The organism is uncultured Parvibaculum sp. (assembly GCF_963975745.1).
Lineage (GTDB): Bacteria > Pseudomonadota > Alphaproteobacteria > Parvibaculales > Parvibaculaceae > Parvibaculum.
The window spans coordinates 1-16,212 of record NZ_CAXBIB010000029.1 but is presented as its reverse complement, the minus strand read 5'-3'; the positions used below and the strand labels follow the sequence as shown (position 1 = coordinate 16,212).

At 60.3% G+C, this 16,212-nt stretch carries 12 protein-coding genes and 1 tRNA gene; 1 reads left to right on the top strand and 12 read right to left on the bottom strand.

Translation table 11 applies throughout. The features are described from left to right. Window positions 1-97: 97 nt before the first annotated feature. The 3 genes from fusA to rpsL are packed head-to-tail and all read right to left on the bottom strand — an operon-like array spanning window position 98 to window position 3,057. Window positions 98-2,173, bottom strand: a complete 2,076-nt coding sequence (fusA, locus tag AAC071_RS16295) for an elongation factor G (protein ID WP_339834641.1) — start codon at window positions 2,171-2,173, stop codon at window positions 98-100. A 30-nt stretch (window positions 2,174-2,203) separates the two neighbouring features. After that, window positions 2,204-2,674: a 30S ribosomal protein S7 gene (rpsG, locus tag AAC071_RS16290; RefSeq protein WP_339834639.1), complete on the bottom strand. Its 471-nt coding sequence runs from the start codon at window positions 2,672-2,674 to the stop codon at window positions 2,204-2,206. A gap of 11 nt (window positions 2,675-2,685) precedes the next feature. Then, window positions 2,686-3,057, bottom strand: a complete 372-nt coding sequence (gene rpsL / locus AAC071_RS16285) for a 30S ribosomal protein S12 (protein WP_293506792.1) — start codon at window positions 3,055-3,057, stop codon at window positions 2,686-2,688. A gap of 471 nt (window positions 3,058-3,528) precedes the next feature. On the opposite strand from rpsL, the gene AAC071_RS16280 reads away from it, so the two are divergent. Next, window positions 3,529-3,924 carry a hypothetical protein gene (locus tag AAC071_RS16280; protein WP_339834634.1) on the top strand — a complete coding sequence of 132 codons (396 nt, stop codon included), beginning with the start codon at window positions 3,529-3,531 and terminating at the stop codon, window positions 3,922-3,924. Window positions 3,925-3,996: 72 nt separating this feature from the next. Here AAC071_RS16280 and rpoC read toward each other — a convergent pair whose 3' ends face one another. The 9 genes from rpoC to AAC071_RS16235 form a co-directional block, all read right to left on the bottom strand. After that, window positions 3,997-8,190, bottom strand: coding sequence for a DNA-directed RNA polymerase subunit beta' (rpoC, locus tag AAC071_RS16275; RefSeq protein ID WP_339834631.1), 4,194 nt, complete (start codon window positions 8,188-8,190; stop codon window positions 3,997-3,999). Window positions 8,191-8,356: 166 nt separating this feature from the next. Next, window positions 8,357-12,445: a DNA-directed RNA polymerase subunit beta gene (rpoB, locus tag AAC071_RS16270; protein WP_339834628.1), complete on the bottom strand. Its 4,089-nt coding sequence runs from the start codon at window positions 12,443-12,445 to the stop codon at window positions 8,357-8,359. Window positions 12,446-12,613: 168 nt separating this feature from the next. Continuing rightward, complete coding sequence (rplL, locus tag AAC071_RS16265; protein ID WP_293506799.1) at window positions 12,614-12,985, bottom strand: 50S ribosomal protein L7/L12; 372 nt, start codon at window positions 12,983-12,985, stop codon at window positions 12,614-12,616. A gap of 48 nt (window positions 12,986-13,033) precedes the next feature. Then, the gene (gene rplJ / locus AAC071_RS16260) at window positions 13,034-13,552 is read right to left on the bottom strand and encodes a 50S ribosomal protein L10 (protein ID WP_339834625.1); all 519 of its coding nucleotides are present in this window, start codon (window positions 13,550-13,552) and stop codon (window positions 13,034-13,036) included. 407 nt (window positions 13,553-13,959) lie between these two features. Next, entirely contained in the window at window positions 13,960-14,661 is a 702-nt protein-coding gene (gene rplA / locus AAC071_RS16255) for a 50S ribosomal protein L1 (protein ID WP_339834622.1), read from the bottom strand. 5 nt (window positions 14,662-14,666) lie between these two features. Further along, the gene (rplK, locus tag AAC071_RS16250; RefSeq protein WP_339834619.1) at window positions 14,667-15,095 is read right to left on the bottom strand and encodes a 50S ribosomal protein L11; all 429 of its coding nucleotides are present in this window, start codon (window positions 15,093-15,095) and stop codon (window positions 14,667-14,669) included. 106 nt (window positions 15,096-15,201) lie between these two features. Next, window positions 15,202-15,732, bottom strand: a complete 531-nt coding sequence (nusG, locus tag AAC071_RS16245; RefSeq protein WP_339834617.1) for a transcription termination/antitermination protein NusG — start codon at window positions 15,730-15,732, stop codon at window positions 15,202-15,204. Between the two features lie 34 nt (window positions 15,733-15,766). Then, the gene (secE, locus tag AAC071_RS16240) at window positions 15,767-15,967 is read right to left on the bottom strand and encodes a preprotein translocase subunit SecE (protein ID WP_339834614.1); all 201 of its coding nucleotides are present in this window, start codon (window positions 15,965-15,967) and stop codon (window positions 15,767-15,769) included. A gap of 88 nt (window positions 15,968-16,055) precedes the next feature. Beyond that, a tRNA-Trp gene (locus AAC071_RS16235) sits at window positions 16,056-16,131 on the bottom strand. Between the last annotated feature and the right edge of the window lie 81 nt (window positions 16,132-16,212).

Here is a 16,212-nt window from a genome sequence, read left to right as displayed (position 1 = left end):
CGATCGTCCCGATGTTGCAGTGCGGCTTGTTCCGCTCAAACTTCTCTTTGGCCATCTCGGCGCTCCATCCTTCAGGAACAGTCTTGGTTCAGTTGGGTTAGGCGAGCTTCGCCCGAACTTCGTCGGACACCGCTTGCGGCACCTGCTCATAGTGATCGAACTGCATCGTGTACTGGGCTCGGCCCTGGCTCATCGAGCGCAGCGTGTTGACGTAGCCGAACATGTTGGCAAGCGGCACCATCGCATGAATGACTTGCGCAATCCCGCGCTGTTCCGTGCCGCTGATCTGACCGCGACGGCTGTTGAGGTCGCCGATCACATCGCCCATATATTCTTCCGGCGTCACAACTTCGACCTTCATGATCGGCTCCAGGAGCTTCACGCCGGCCTGCTGCGCACCCTCACGGAAAGCGGCGCGCGCCGCGATTTCGAACGCCATCACACTCGAGTCGACGTCATGGTAGGCACCATCCATCAGCGTCGCCTTGAAGTCGATCATCGGGAAGCCGGCGAGCGGACCGGAGTCCTTCACGCTCTCGACACCCTTCTGCACGCCCGGAATGTATTCCTTCGGAACCGAACCGCCGACGATCTTGCTCTCGAACTGGAATCCGGTTCCCGGCTCGCCCGGCTCAAACACGATCTTGACGCGCGCATACTGGCCCGAACCACCGGTCTGCTTCTTGTGCGTGTAGTCGATCTCGGCACGCTTCGTCAGCGTCTCGCGATAGGCCACCTGCGGCGCGCCGACATTGGCCTCGACCTTGAACTCGCGGCGCATGCGGTCGACGATGATGTCGAGATGCAACTCGCCCATGCCCTTGATGACGGTCTGGCCGGATTCCTCGTCGACAGACACACGGAATGACGGATCTTCCTGAGCCAGACGATTGAGCGCGATGCCCATCTTTTCCTGGTCGGCCTTGGTCTTCGGCTCGACCGCAACCTCGATGACGGGCTCCGGGAACTCCATCCGCTCGAGAATGATCGGCTTGTTGGGATCGCAGAGCGTGTCGCCGGTGGTGGTGTTCTTCAGTCCCGCCACGGCAACGATATCGCCGGCATGAGCCTCCTTGATGTCTTCGCGATGGTTGGCATGCATCAGCAACATGCGGCCAATGCGCTCACGATTGTCTTTCGTCGAGTTCAGAACGCCCGTACCCGTCATCAGAACGCCGGAGTAAATACGGCAGAAGGTCAGCGAGCCGACAAACGGATCGTTCATGATCTTGAACGCCAACACCGACAGCGGCGCTTCGTCCGACGTCTTGCGCGTCGCAGGCTCCTCGGTGTTAGGATCGATGCCTTCGACGCTGTCGACGTCGACAGGCGACGGCAGATAGTCGACCACCGCATCGAGCATGGGCTGCACGCCCTTGTTCTTGAAAGCACTACCGCAAAGCACCGGAACGAAGCTGCGCGCAATCGTGCCCTTGCGGATCAGCCTCTTGAGTGTCGCCTCGTCAGGCTCGGTACCGTCGAGGTAAGCTTCCATCGCGGTATCGTCCATCTCGACGGCACCCTCAACGAGCTTCGCGCGATATTCGTCAGCCTGCTCTTTCAGATCGGCGCGGATGTCGCGATACTCGAATTCGGCACCCAGCGACTCGTCCTTCCAGATGATTTCCTTCATTCGGATCAGGTCGATCAGGCCTTCGAATTCGGCCTCAGAACCGATCGGCAGCTGCAGCACGAGCGGAGTTGCGCCGAGGCGTGTCACGATCATGTCGACGCAGCGATAGAAGTTCGCGCCCATGCGGTCCATCTTGTTGACGAAGCACATGCGGGGCACGCGATATTTGTCGGCCTGGCGCCACACGGTTTCCGATTGCGGCTCGACGCCGGCAACCGAGTCGAACACCGTTACCGCACCGTCGAGAACACGCAGCGAACGCTCGACTTCGATCGTGAAGTCCACATGGCCCGGCGTGTCGATGATGTTGATACGCTTGTCATTCCAGAAACAGGTCGTCGCGGCCGACGTGATCGTGATGCCGCGCTCCTGCTCCTGCTCCATCCAGTCCATCGTGGCGGCGCCGTCATGCACTTCGCCGATCTTGTGGCTGACGCCCGTGTAATAAAGGATGCGCTCGGTCGTCGTCGTCTTACCGGCATCGATGTGAGCCATGATGCCGATATTGCGGTAATCTTCGAGCTTTGTTTTGCGTGCCATGACGGTCTGCCTTTGGGAGTCTTGAACGCTTTACCAGCGGTAGTGCGAGAAGGCGCGGTTGGCTTCCGCCATACGATGCGTGTCTTCACGCTTCTTGACGGCCGACCCGCGATTGTTGGCCGCATCGAGCAGCTCGCCGGAAAGGCGTGCAACCATCGTGGTTTCATTACGCGCACGAGCAGCGGCAATGATCCAGCGAATGGCAAGAGCACGACGGCGCTCCGGACGCACTTCGACGGGCACCTGGTAGGTCGCACCGCCAACACGGCGCGAACGCACTTCGAGCGCAGGCATCACATTCTCAAGCGCTTCGTGGAAAGTGCGCAGCGGATCAACGCTGGCCTTCTGTTGCATCTGGTCGAACGCGCCATAAATGATGCTTTCTGCGGCCGACTTCTTGCCGTGATACATCAGACTGTTCATGAACTTCGCGAGAACAACGTCGCCATACTTGGCGTCCGGAATAACGTCTCGCTTTTCTGCGCGGTGGCGTCGGGACATCTCTCTGATCCTTACTTCGGACGCTTCGCGCCGTATTTCGAACGACGCTGGCGGCGATCTTTCACGCCCTGCGTATCGAGCACGCCGCGGATAATGTGATAACGAACGCCGGGAAGATCCTTCACGCGGCCGCCACGGATCAGGACCACCGAGTGCTCCTGCAGATTGTGGCCTTCGCCGGGAATATAGCTCGTCACTTCAAAGCCGTTCGTCAGACGAACGCGCGCAACTTTGCGCAAAGCCGAGTTCGGCTTCTTCGGCGTTGTCGTGTAGACGCGCGTGCATACGCCACGCTTCTGCGGACACGCCTGCATGGCCGGAACTTTGTTCCGCTTCACCAGCGGCTTGCGCGGGTTGCGGATGAGTTGGTTGACGGTGGGCATTCGCCTGCTCGATCCTGTCTGTCCAAACAAAAAACGCCGCGCCGCCCCGGATTTCTCCGGAATTGGCTGCGCGCGCTCAAGGACACCAAACCCTCAATCGGGTTTTGCGTCCAAATGCAGAGGATTCCGACCTTGCGCCCGGAATCGTGCGCCATTCCTCGTATTCTTTTCACTGACCCCAGTGTCTAGATCCGGCGAAAGGCCAATCCCATCAGGGACTTTCAGGCCCGGCGCCCGGGGAGCTCTACTACCTGGAGCGAAAGTGGGCGGAACCTACTCTGGGGTCCCTACCCCGTCAACCCCAATCCTTAAGAAATGCTAGGAAATCCGGCCCGTAGAGACGCTTCGCCTTCGAACCGGTCGTTCACGGCAATGATTTTCCATTGCGGGCTCGTCGGAAAGGTTCCGTGTTTCGCTGATAGGACGAATCGGGCGCAGTATTCAGCCGTTTTCTGAAGGGGAGACCGACATATGAACCACAAACACTGGCAAGCCGTCTTCTGGGTCGCAGCCGCCTATAATTTCCTCGCTGGACTGCCGCCGCTGCTGGCGCCCACCCTGTCTGCTGCCAATAGCGGCCTGCCGCCCCTCGACCCACAGCATGTGATTCTGGTGCAGATAATGGGACTCCTGATCTGCGTCTTCGGTATCGGCTATGCGATGGCCGCATCGGGAAGCCCGGCCGCACGGCAGATCGTCACGCTGGGGCTGATCGGCAAAGCCGGCGTCTGTCTGCTCGTCACCTGGCACCTGGCGGCGACCGGCGTTCCGACCTCGATGCTTTACGCGGCTGCCGGCGACTTCCTGTTCACCATCGCCTTCGTTCTATTTCTCGCCCGGGCAACCGGTCCGTCCAGTGTCAGCTGATCTCCAAATGCGAACAGGCCGCCCGGACAGTTGCCGGACGGCCTGTTCATCTCTACTTCAGCGCAACAACTGTCAGACGGCGTCTCCGGTTGCTTCGACGACTTCAGGCGTTACCACCGGGGTGGCCGCGGCCTGATCCTCGAGAATCTTCTCGTCACGCTTCTGCGCTTCACCACGCAGCCGCTGCAACATCCCGCCCGTGCCGGCCGGGATCAGCCGGCCCACGATGACGTTCTCCTTCAAGCCGACCAGTTGATCGACCTTGCCGGATACGGCAGCCTCGGTCAGGACACGGGTGGTCTCCTGGAATGACGCCGCCGAGATGAAGGACCGGGTCTGCAGGCTCGCCTTGGTGATACCCAGCAATACCGGGCTCGCCGACGCCGTCGCCTTGCCCTGAGCCTCGAGCTTCGCGTTCATTTCGTCAAACTCGGTCCGGTCCATCTGCTCGCCGGGCAGCGTGATCGAGTCGCCCGGATTGGTAATCTCCACTTTCTGCAGCATGTTGCGCACGATCACTTCGATATGCTTGTCGTTGATCGCCACGCCCTGCAGGCGGTAGACGTCCTGGACTTCATTGACGAGATAGGCCGCCAGCTCCTCGACACCGGAGATTGCCAGAATGTCATGGGGCGCCGGGTGACCGTCGAGAATGAATTCACCCTTCTCGATGATGTCGCCTTCCTGAACCGAGATGTGCTTGCCCTTCGGGATCAGATACTCAACGGGCTCAAGGCTCTCATCTGAAGGATGCACGATGATGCGTCGCTTGTTCTTGTAGTCGCGGCCGAATTCGACCCGGCCGGTGACCTCCGCGATGATCGCGTGATCCTTCGGACGTCGCGCCTCGAAGAGCTCCGCCACGCGCGGCAGACCGCCCGTGATGTCGCGGGTCTTGGCACCCTCTGTCGGGATACGCGCAAGAACGTCGCCTGCGTGAACTTCCGCACCGTTCTCGACCGACAGAATGGCGTCGACGGAAAGCAGGTACCGGGCGTCATTGCCGCTGGCCAGCTTCAGGATCTTGCCTTTGGCGTCCTTGACGATCACGGCCGGACGCAACTCGCTACCGCGCGGGCTGGCGCGCCAGTCGACAACGACACGGCTCGAAATGCCGGTCGCCTCGTCCGCCACTTCGCGGATCGACACGCCGTCCACCAGATCCTCGAATTCGACGGTGCCGTTGACCTCGGTGAGGATCGGCATCGTATAGGGATCCCACTCGGCGATACGCTCGCCGCGTGTGATGACCGAGCCGTCGTCAACCTTCAGTCGCGAGCCGTATGTCAGCTTGTGCGATGCACGCTCGCCGCCATGTTCGTCGATCACCTGCACCTGAACGTTCCGGCCCATGACGACGAGAACGCCGTTCGAGTCCCTCACAACATTCCGGTTGATGATCTTGATCGTGCCGGGGTGGTTGGACTCGATGAACGAGCTGTCCACCACCTGCGCAGTACCGCCAATATGGAAGGTGCGCATGGTAAGCTGCGTACCCGGTTCACCGATCGACTGGGCTGCGATGACCCCCACAGCCTCACCCATATTGACCGGCGTGCCCCGCGCCAGATCGCGACCATAGCAAGCCGCGCAGACACCATTGGCCGCCTCGCAGGTCAGAACCGAACGAATACGGATTGACTGGATATTTGCCTCTTCGATGATGTCCACATCCGCTTCATCAATCAGGTGGTTCTTCTTGATGATGACCTTGTCGGTCGCCGGATCCTTCACGTCTTCGGCCGTTGTACGGCCGAGAACCCGGGTACCGAGCGAAACGATGACATCACCAGCTTCGATCACGGCCTGGACGGTGATTCCGCCCGCGGTTCCGCAATCTTCCTCGGTGATGATCGAATCTTGCGCCACGTCGACAAGACGCCGCGTCAGGTAACCGGAGTTGGCCGTCTTCAACGCAGTGTCGGCAAGACCTTTACGCGCACCGTGTGTCGAGTTGAAGTACTCGAGAACGGTGAGGCCTTCCTTGAAGTTCGAGATGATCGGCGTCTCGATGATCTCGCCCGACGGCTTGGCCATCAGGCCGCGCATGCCGGCAAGCTGCTTCATCTGTGCGGGCGAACCGCGCGCGCCCGAATGCGCCATCATGTAGATCGAGTTGATCGGCTTCTCGCGCTTCGTCTCGGCATCGACCTGCACGGCCGAAATCTTCTGCATCATCACGTCGGCAACGCGATCTGTGCACTTCGCCCAGGCGTCGACAACCTTGTTGTACTTCTCGCCCTGTGTAATCAGGCCATCGATATACTGCTGTTCATACTCGGTCGTCAGCGAGCGAGTTTCCTCGACAAGCTTTGCCTTCTCTTCCGGGATGACCATGTCGTCCTTGCCGAACGAAATACCGGCGCGGAATGCCTGACGGAAGCCAAGCGCCATGATCTGGTCGCAGAAGATGACCGTCTCCTTCTGACCGCAATGGCGATAGACCACGTCGATCATCTTGGAGATGTCGCGCTTTGTCAGCAGGCGATTGACCAGATCGAAGGGCACATTCGGATGCTTCGGCAAAAGTTCGCCGACCAGCATCCGGCCCGGTGTCGTATCGACCACATGGGTCAGCGGATTGCCCTCCGCATCCTTCGTCGTGTAGCGCGCCTTGACCTTGGCGTGCAGCGTCACGGCCCTGGCCGCCAGCGCATGCTCGATCTCAGCAACACTGGAGAAGATCATGCCTTCGCCCGGCTCGTTCTGCTTCTCGATCGTTACATAGTAGAGGCCGAGAACGATGTCCTGCGACGGCACGATGATCGGCGAACCGTTGGCCGGATGCAGAATATTGTTGGTCGACATCATCAGCACGCGCGCCTCAAGCTGCGCTTCGAGCGACAACGGCACATGCACAGCCATCTGGTCGCCGTCAAAGTCGGCATTGAAGGCCGCACAGACCAGCGGGTGGAGCTGAATCGCCTTGCCTTCGATCAGCACGGGTTCAAAGGCCTGAATGCCGAGGCGATGCAGTGTCGGCGCGCGATTCAAGAGCACCGGATGCTCGCGGATCACCTGCTCGAGAATCTCCCAGACCTCGGGACGTTCCTTCTCGACCAGCTTCTTGGCCTGCTTGACGGTGGCACTGAGGCCCTTCGCTTCAAGACGCGAATAGATGAAGGGCTTGAAAAGTTCGAGCGCCATCTTCTTCGGCAGACCGCACTGGTGCAGCTTCAACTCCGGACCGACCACGATGACCGACCGGCCCGAATAGTCGACGCGCTTGCCCAGCAGATTCTGCCGGAAACGGCCCTGCTTGCCTTTCAGCATGTCGGCGAGCGACTTCAACGGCCGCTTGTTGGCGCCCGTGATCACGCGGCCGCGGCGTCCATTGTCGAACAGCGCATCGACAGATTCCTGCAGCATGCGCTTTTCGTTACGGATGATGATGTCCGGCGCCCGCAACTCCATCAGCCGCTTCAGACGGTTGTTGCGGTTGATGACGCGGCGGTAGAGATCGTTGAGATCCGACGTCGCAAAACGGCCGCCGTCGAGCGGCACGAGTGGCCGCAGTTCCGGCGGGATCACCGGCACAACGGTCATGATCATCCATTCCGGCTTGTTGCCGGACTCGATGAAGGCCTCTATCAGCTTGAGGCGCTTGGCAAGCTTCTTCGGTTTCAGTTCCGAAGTCGACTCGGCGATCTCGACGCGCAATTCGGCAGCTGTTTTCTCGAGATCGAGAGCTTCCAGAATCTCGCGGATGGCCTCGGCGCCGATCTTCGCGGTGAAGCTGTCCTCGCCATACTGGTCCTGAGCGTCAAGCAGTTCCTCTTCCGTCAGGAGCTGACGCTCCTTCAGCGACGTAAGGCCAGGCTCCAGCACGATGTAGTTCTCGAAATAGAGAACGCGCTCGAGATCCTTCAGCGTCATGTCGAGCAGCATGCCGATGCGGCTCGGCAGCGACTTCAGGAACCAGATATGCGCCACCGGTGCAGCGAGCTCGATATGGCCCATGCGCTCGCGACGCACTTTCGACAACGTCACTTCCACGCCGCACTTTTCGCAGATGATACCCTTGTATTTCATCCGCTTGTATTTGCCGCACAGGCATTCGTAGTCCTTGATCGGACCGAAGATGCGCGCGCAGAAAAGGCCGTCGCGCTCGGGCTTGAACGTCCGGTAATTGATCGTCTCGGGCTTCTTGATCTCGCCATAGGACCAGGAATGGATCCGCTCCGGGCTGGCAATCGAAATCTTGATCTGATCGAATGTCTGCGCCGGCGTCGTCGGATTGAAAAGGTTCATGACCTCTTGGTTCATGGACTTCTCCTGAGCTCGGGCCTCCAGGTCAACGGGGAGAAAGTTCGCGTCCGGTGGGGCCATCCGTCCGCATACCCCGTATATCAATCTCTGTGTTGCCTTCGTCGCCCCGAAGGGCGGAAGGCGGCGGCGCGGCCAGCAAAGGGCGCGCCGCCCCGGTTTCGCGTCAGTTCGCCGGCGGCGTCAACAATTCGACATTGAGGCCAAGCGACCGCATTTCCTTGACGAGAACGTTGAAGCTCTCCGGAATACCCGCCTCGAACGTATCGTCGCCGCGCACGATGGCTTCATAAACCTTGGTGCGGCCGGCGACGTCGTCGGACTTGACCGTCAGCATTTCCTGCAGCGTGTAAGCCGCGCCATAGGCTTCAAGTGCCCACACTTCCATTTCGCCGAAACGCTGACCGCCGAACTGCGCCTTGCCGCCCAGCGGCTGCTGGGTAACGAGCGAGTACGGGCCAATGGAACGTGCGTGGATCTTGTCGTCCACCAGATGGTGCAGCTTCAGCATGTAGATGTAGCCGACAGTCACCCTGCGATCGAAAGGCTCACCGGTCCGACCGTCATGAAGCGTGACCTGGCCGGAATGATCCATGCCGGCAAGGTCCAGCATCTCCACGATGTCCGGTTCATGCGCACCATCGAACACCGGCGTTGCAATCGGCACGCCATTTGTCAGATTGCCGGCCATCTCGACAAGCTGCTCGTCATCGAGTGAGGCAACCGTTGGATCGTCACCATAGATCTTCTTGACGAGATCCTTCAGCTCCTTCGGCTTGCTCTCGCGCCGATAGCTCTCAAGCGCCATCTCGATCTTCTTGCCGAGACCGGCACAAGCCCAACCCAGATGCGTTTCGAGAATCTGTCCGACATTCATGCGGCTCGGCACGCCGAGCGGATTGAGCACGATATCGACCGGCTGACCGTCGTCCAGATAGGGCATGTCTTCCATCGGCACGATGCGGCTGATGACGCCCTTGTTGCCATGGCGCCCGGCCATCTTGTCGCCCGTCTGCAGCTTGCGTTTCACGGCGACGAAGACCTTGACCATCTTCATCACACCGGGCGGCAGTTCGTCACCGCGCTGAAGCTTGTCGACCTTGTCGGCAAAGCGCGCCTCGAGGCGCTCCTTGCTTTCGTCGTACTGGCGCTTCAACGCCTCGACTTCGGCCTGCGCCTTCTCGTTCTTCAGCGCAATCTGCCACCATTGGCCGCGGCTCAGATCGTCGAGATTGCTCTGGGTCACCTTGCTGTCGACTTCCATGCCCTTCGGGCCGGAAGCGACCTGCTTGCCGAGAAGAATCTCCGACAGGCGCCCATAGACGTTACGGTCGAGAATGCCGAACTCGTCGTCGCGGTCCTTCGCAAGACGTTCGATTTCCTCGCGCTCGATCGCCATCGCGCGCTCATCCTTGTCGATGCCGTGGCGATTGAACACACGCACTTCAACGACCGTGCCCTGCACGCCGGGCGGCAGGCGCAGCGACGTGTCACGCACATCGGATGCCTTCTCGCCGAAAATGGCGCGCAGAAGCTTTTCTTCCGGCGTCATCGGGCTTTCGCCCTTCGGTGTGATCTTGCCGACCAGGATATCGCCCGGATTCACCTCGGCGCCGATATAGACGATACCGGCTTCATCGAGGTTCTTGAGAGCCTCTTCGCCGACATTCGGAATATCGCGGGTGATTTCCTCCGGCCCGAGCTTCGTGTCGCGGGCCATCACTTCGAATTCTTCGATGTGAATGGAGGTGAACACGTCGTCGCGCACGATGCGCTCGGAGATCAGGATCGAATCTTCGAAGTTGTAGCCGTTCCACGGCATGAACGCGACCAGCACGTTCCGGCCGAGCGCCAGATCGCCCAGCTCGGTCGAGGGGCCATCGGCAATGATATCGCCCTTCTTCACCTGATCGCCCACACGCACCAGCGGACGCTGGTTGATGCAGGTGTTCTGGTTGGAACGCTGGAACTTGCGCAGATTGTAGATATCGACGCCGGATTGCGACGGATCGACCTCTTCCGTCGCGCGAATGACGATACGTGTCGCATCCACCTGATCGACGATACCCGTACGGCGAGCGCCGATCGCGGCACCGCTATCCCGCGCAACCACTTCTTCCATGCCCGTGCCGACCAGCGGCGCTTCGGAACGGATCAGCGGCACGGCCTGACGCTGCATGTTCGAGCCCATCAGGGCTCGGTTGGCGTCGTCGTTCTCGAGGAACGGAATCAATGCCGCAGCAACCGAAACGATCTGCTTCGGCGACACGTCGACGAAATCGACCTGGTCCGGCGGCACCATTTCAAAATCGCCGTCGATACGGCAGTTGACCAGCTCGCCTTCGATCTCGCCCTTCTTGCTGATCGAAATATTGGCCTGCGCGACACGGTAACGCGCCTCTTCCATGGCCGACAGATACACGACTTCGTCGGTCATCTTGCCACCCTTGACGCGCCGGTACGGGCTCTCGATGAAACCGTACTTGTTGACGCGGGCAAAGGTTGCCAGAGAGTTGATCAGGCCGATATTCGGGCCTTCCGGCGTTTCGATCGGGCAGATGCGGCCATAATGCGTCGGATGCACGTCGCGCACCTCGAAACCGGCACGCTCGCGCGTCAGACCGCCGGGCCCAAGCGCCGAAAGACGGCGCTTGTGTGTGATCTCCGACAACGGATTGGTCTGGTCCATGAACTGCGACAACTGCGACGAACCGAAGAACTCGCGCACGGCCGCCGCAGCCGGCTTGGCGTTGATAAGGTCGTGCGGCATCACCGTGTCGATGTCGACCGACGACATGCGTTCCTTGATCGCACGTTCCATGCGCAGCAGGCCGACGCGATACTGATTTTCCATCAGTTCGCCCACCGAGCGCACGCGACGATTTCCGAGATTGTCGATGTCGTCGATCTCGCCCTTGCCGTCGCGCAGGCCGACAAGCGTCTTGATGACCGCCAGAATGTCTTCACGTCGCAGAACGCGCATGGTGTCCGGGCAATCGAGGTCGAGGCGCATGTTCATCTTCACACGGCCCACCGCGGAAAGATCGTAGCGCTCGGAGTCGAAAAACAGGCTCTGGAACAGCGCTTCGGCCGTATCCGCCGTCGGCGGTTCGCCGGGGCGCATCACGCGATAAATGTCGATCAGTGCCTGCTCGCGATTGGTGCACTTGTCGACCGCAAGCGTGTTGCGAATGAAGGCACCTGTATTCACGTGATCGATATCGAGCGTCGTGATCTCGGTGTGACCGGCCTCGACCAGCATCTCCAGCATTTCCGGCGTGATCTCGTCGCCAGCCTCGGCAAAAATCTCGCCGGTCTCCATGTTGACGATTTCGCGGGCGAGATAGCGGCCGTGAATATCCTCGTTCTGCACGAGGAGTTCCTTGAGGCCTTCCTCGGCGAGCTTCTTGGCGAGGCGCGGCGTCACCTTGCGACCGGCCTCGACGACCGTCTTGCCGCTCTTGGCGTCGATCAGATCGCGCTCGGGCTTCGCGCCGCGATAGCGGTCGGCATCGAAAGGCACGCGCCAGCCCTGCTTCACCTTGGTGAAGGTGACGCTCTTGTAGAAGGTGTCGAGAATTTCTTCCGAGTCGAGCCCAAGCGCATAAAGCAGCGTCGTCACCGGCAACTTGCGCCGGCGATCGATACGGACAAAGACGATATCCTTTGCGTCGAATTCGAAATCGAGCCAGGAGCCACGATAGGGAATAACGCGCGCGGCGAAGAGCAGCTTGCCGGACGAATGGGTCTTGCCCTTGTCGTGGTCGAAAAACACACCGGGGCTGCGGTGCATCTGCGAAACAATGACGCGCTCGGTGCCGTTGATGACGAACGTGCCGTTCTCTGTCATCAGCGGCATGTCGCCCATATAGACATCCTGCTCCTTGATGTCCTTGACCGACTTTGCGCCGGTATCTTCGTCCACTTCGAAGACGATCAGCCGCAGCGTCACCTTCAACGGCGCCGCATAGGTCATACCGCGCTGCTGGCACTCCTCGACGTCATACTTCGGCGTTTCGAATTCGTAATTCACGAATTCGAGCGTCGAGCTTTCGGAGAAGTCGCTGATCGGGAAGACCGACTTGAAGACGGCCTGGAGCCCCTGCTCATCGCGGCCACCGACCGGGTTTTGTACTTGCAGGAACTGGTCATAGGAATATTTCTGAACCTCGATCAGGTTCGGCATTTCCGCGACCTGCGGAATATGCCCGAAGATCTTACGAACCCGCTTTCGACCAGTGAAGGACTGCGTCATTTGTGCTCCTCGCAACGCTCTGCATTAGAACGGCGGCCGGGCTTCAGTCGGAAAAGGGGGCTGCCCGGTCTCAAGGCCCGCCTTCTCTCCAGGGGTATCCGGAGCCAGGGCTCCGTAGTGTCGGCGGGGGTGGAAAGCTCAAAAGCTTCCATCCCCGCCGCAACGAACTTACTTGAGTTCGACTTTGGCGCCGGCCTTCTCGAGCTGCGCCTTGATCTTGGCGGCCTCGTCCTTCGACGCGCCTTCCTTGACGGTCTTCGGAGCACCTTCGACGAGGTCCTTGGCTTCCTTGAGGCCAAGGCCCGTGATCGCACGGACTTCCTTGATCACTTCGATTTTCTTTTCGCCCGCGGCGGCAAGAACCACCTCGAACTCGGTCTGCTCCTCGGCAGCAGCGGCCGGAGCCGCACCAGCGGCCGCAACGGCCACCGGAGCCGCCGCCGAGACGCCCCACTTCTCTTCGAGCATCTTGGAAAGCTCGGCCGCCTCGAGGACGGTCAGGTTGGAAAGGTCTTCCACGATTTTTGCGAGATCGGTCATTTCAGTGTCTTTCTTTGGGGTTCGGTTGGTTTCGGTTCACCGCAGCGGTCACGCTGCTTCGCTCTTGGTGGCATAGGCATTCAGCACGCGCGCCAGTTGGCCGGCAGGCGCCTGCAGCACACCCGCGATGCGGGTGGCAGGCGTCTGGATCATGCCCACAATCTTCGCACGCAGCTCATCGAGAGACGGCAGATCGGCAAGCTGCTTCACCGCTTTCGCATCGAGAACTGTCTCGCCCATCGCGCCACCGAGGATCACCAGCTTCTGGTTCTCCTTGGCAAACTCGGTCGCAACCTTGGGGGCCGCAACCGGGTCGTTCGAATAGGCGATCGCTGTCGGACCCGCGAAGAGATCGTTGATCTCCTTCATCGGGGTGCCATCCAGAGCGAGCTTCGCAAGCCGGTTCTTCGTCACCTTGAACGAAGCGCCAGCCTTGTTCATCCGCGAACGCAGATCGGACATCTGGTTCACGGTGAGACCGCTGTAGTGGGCGACGACGACCACAGCGGCGGTCGAAAACACGCCGTTGAGTTCTGTCACGAGCTCTGACTTTTCAGCTCTGTCCACTTGCTCTCTCCGTGCGCATGAAACCCTCATGCACTCAGGGGCGACATCGCAACGGGCACATCGCCCGCTTCTCCGTCGCCGTTGGCATTTGCCGCTCGAAGCGGACGCGGGGCGGTCAAGCCACACGCCTCAATCGAACGGCGCTCACTTGCCTGTCGTCCCGGGTTCCAACCGATCCCATGAACCCGAAGGTCCGTGAAACCGTTCAAACTCCCGTCTATTGCCGGCCGCCTTCCTGTGGCGATTAAGCGTCGGTTCCCGAAGAAACCTCGGCGCCTGCAGTCTCGGACAGGTGAACGGACGATGGCGTAGCCACTCCGGCTCGCCGCCGAAGTGACCACACGTCCCGTCCGTACTTGCCGTCCGCACCCCTGAAACAGGGCCGCGAACGGAAACTCATCGTCGCCTCAGGCGACCGTAACGCTTTGCGGTTCGACCTTGACGCCAGGGCCCATGGTCGAGCTGATCGCAATCCGCTTTATATAGGTGCCCTTTGCACCTGCCGGCTTCGCCTTCTGCACCGCATCGACCAGCGCCCGGACATTGCCGAGAATCTGCTCTTCGCTGAAGCTCGCCTTGCCGACACCGGCATGGACGATACCCGCCTTCTCGACACGGAACTCGACCGCGCCGCCCTTGGCCGCCTTGACAGCTTCGGCAACATCCGGCGTCACCGTCCCGACCTTCGGGTTCGGCATCAGGCCGCGCGGACCAAGCACCTTACCGAGACGGCCGACAAGCGGCATCATGTCCGGCGTCGCAATGCAGCGATCGAAATCGATCTTGCCACCCTGCACGATCTCGGCGAGATCTTCGGCACCCACGATATCGGCACCAGCCGCCTTCGCCTGGTCCGCCTTGTCGCCCTTCGCGAAGACCGCGACGCGAACGCTGCGGCCCGAACCGTTCGGCAGCGCGACAACGCCGCGAACCATCTGGTCCGCATGGCGCGGGTCGACGCCGAGCGAGATCGCAACCTCGATCGTCTCGTCGAATTTCGCCGTTGCCCGCTCCTTCACAAGCTTTACGGCTTCGCCAAGACCATAGGCCTTCTTGTGATCAATACCCTCACGGGCCTTCGTAATACGCTTGCCTTCTGAATTGCTCATCGCGCTCACTCCACCACCTGAAGGCCCATGGAACGGGCGGAACCGGCAATAATCTTCGTCGCCTGATCGAGATCGTTTGCATTGAGATCGACGAACTTGGCTTCGGCGATCTCACGGCACTGAGCCAGCGTGACGCTTCCGGCGCTGGCGCGGCCGGGTGTCTTTGACCCCGATTGGATCTTCGCCGCTTTCTTCAGAAAGTAGGAAGCCGGCGGCGTCTTCATCGCGAATGTGAAGGAACGGTCCGAATAGGCCGTGATCACGACCGGAATCGGCATGCCCTGTTCCATCTTCTGCGTCGCGGCATTGAAAGCCTTGCAGAATTCCATGATGTTGAGACCGCGCTGTCCGAGCGCAGGACCGATCGGCGGCGACGGATTGGCCGCGCCTGCCGGCACTTGCAGCTTGATATAACCTTCGATTTTCTTCGCCATTTCATTCCCCTGCCGGACATTCCCGGCTCTTTGGGTTAGTGGTCAGCAGCGCACCCGACAATCATGTCGCGATGCGCCTCCCACAAGATTGCCAAGCGATGGAAGCCTAGAGCTTCTCCACTTGCGCGTACTCGAGCTCGACCGGAGTGGCCCGGCCGAAAATCGACACAGCCACCTTGAGCCGCGCCTTCTCTTCGTCGACTTCCTCGACGAATCCGTTGAACGAGGCAAAAGGTCCGTCCGCAACACGAACCTGTTCGCCGATCTCGAAAGTGATCGAGGGCTTCGGCCGCTCCACGCCTTCCTGCACCTGATGCAGGATGCGATCGACTTCGCCCTGGCTGATCGGCTGCGGCTTGTTGTCCGCACCGAGGAAGCCCGTCACCTTCGGTGTATTCTTGACGAGGTGATAGGCCTCGTCCGTCATTTCCATCTTCACCAGCACATAACCGGGGAAGAACTTGCGCTCGGCATTTATCTTGCGCCCGCGCCGCACCTCGACCACTTCTTCGGTCGGCACGAGTATTTCCTCGAACTGGTCCGAGAGTCCGTGCTGCTCGGCCTGCTCACGGAGCGACTCGGCAACCTTCTTCTCGAAATTCGAGTAGGCGTGAACGATGTACCAGCGTTTGGCCATATTTAAATCCGAAGAGGCACGGAGCCTCGTATCCTCAATTGCCGCCGAAACCGAGCACGAGCGAAACGACGTAGCTCAGCGCCGTGTCGGCCAGAAAGAAGAACACCATCGCCAGCGCCACCATGATGAACACCATTACCGTGGTAATGACGGTCTCGCGTCGCGTCGGCCAGGTGACCTTTTTGGTCTCAGCCCGCACTTCCTGAAGAAACTCGAGTGGATTGGTCTTCGCCATTTTTCCTACCAAATGCCTCTCGGCTTCACCGGAAATCCGATACCGCCATCTCGCCGGTCCCAACCTGCCTGCCCGATCAACCGAGGCATGGCAGGAGTGGAGGGGCTCGAACCCCCAACCCCCGGTTTTGGAGACCGGTGCTCTACCAGTTGAGCTACACTCCTAAGCCTCGCCGCGCGAGCGGCAAGTCTTACTTCAACACTTTCGAGACGACGCCGGCGCCGACGGTACGTCCGCCTTCACGG

Coding starts and splice junctions, on each gene's coding strand:
- fusA (WP_339834641.1), bottom strand. CDS start 2,173: ATGGCACGCAAAACAAAGCTCGAAGATTACCGCAATATCGGCATCATG.
- rpsG (WP_339834639.1), bottom strand. CDS start 2,674: ATGTCCCGACGCCACCGCGCAGAAAAGCGAGACGTTATTCCGGACGCC.
- rpsL (WP_293506792.1), bottom strand. CDS start 3,057: ATGCCCACCGTCAACCAACTCATCCGCAACCCGCGCAAGCCGCTGGTG.
- AAC071_RS16280 (WP_339834634.1), top strand. CDS start 3,529: ATGAACCACAAACACTGGCAAGCCGTCTTCTGGGTCGCAGCCGCCTAT.
- rpoC (WP_339834631.1), bottom strand. CDS start 8,190: ATGAACCAAGAGGTCATGAACCTTTTCAATCCGACGACGCCGGCGCAG.
- rpoB (WP_339834628.1), bottom strand. CDS start 12,445: ATGACGCAGTCCTTCACTGGTCGAAAGCGGGTTCGTAAGATCTTCGGG.
- rplL (WP_293506799.1), bottom strand. CDS start 12,985: ATGACCGATCTCGCAAAAATCGTGGAAGACCTTTCCAACCTGACCGTC.
- rplA (WP_339834622.1), bottom strand. CDS start 14,661: ATGAGCAATTCAGAAGGCAAGCGTATTACGAAGGCCCGTGAGGGTATT.
- rplK (WP_339834619.1), bottom strand. CDS start 15,095: ATGGCGAAGAAAATCGAAGGTTATATCAAGCTGCAAGTGCCGGCAGGC.
- nusG (WP_339834617.1), bottom strand. CDS start 15,732: ATGGCCAAACGCTGGTACATCGTTCACGCCTACTCGAATTTCGAGAAG.
- secE (WP_339834614.1), bottom strand. CDS start 15,967: ATGGCGAAGACCAATCCACTCGAGTTTCTTCAGGAAGTGCGGGCTGAG.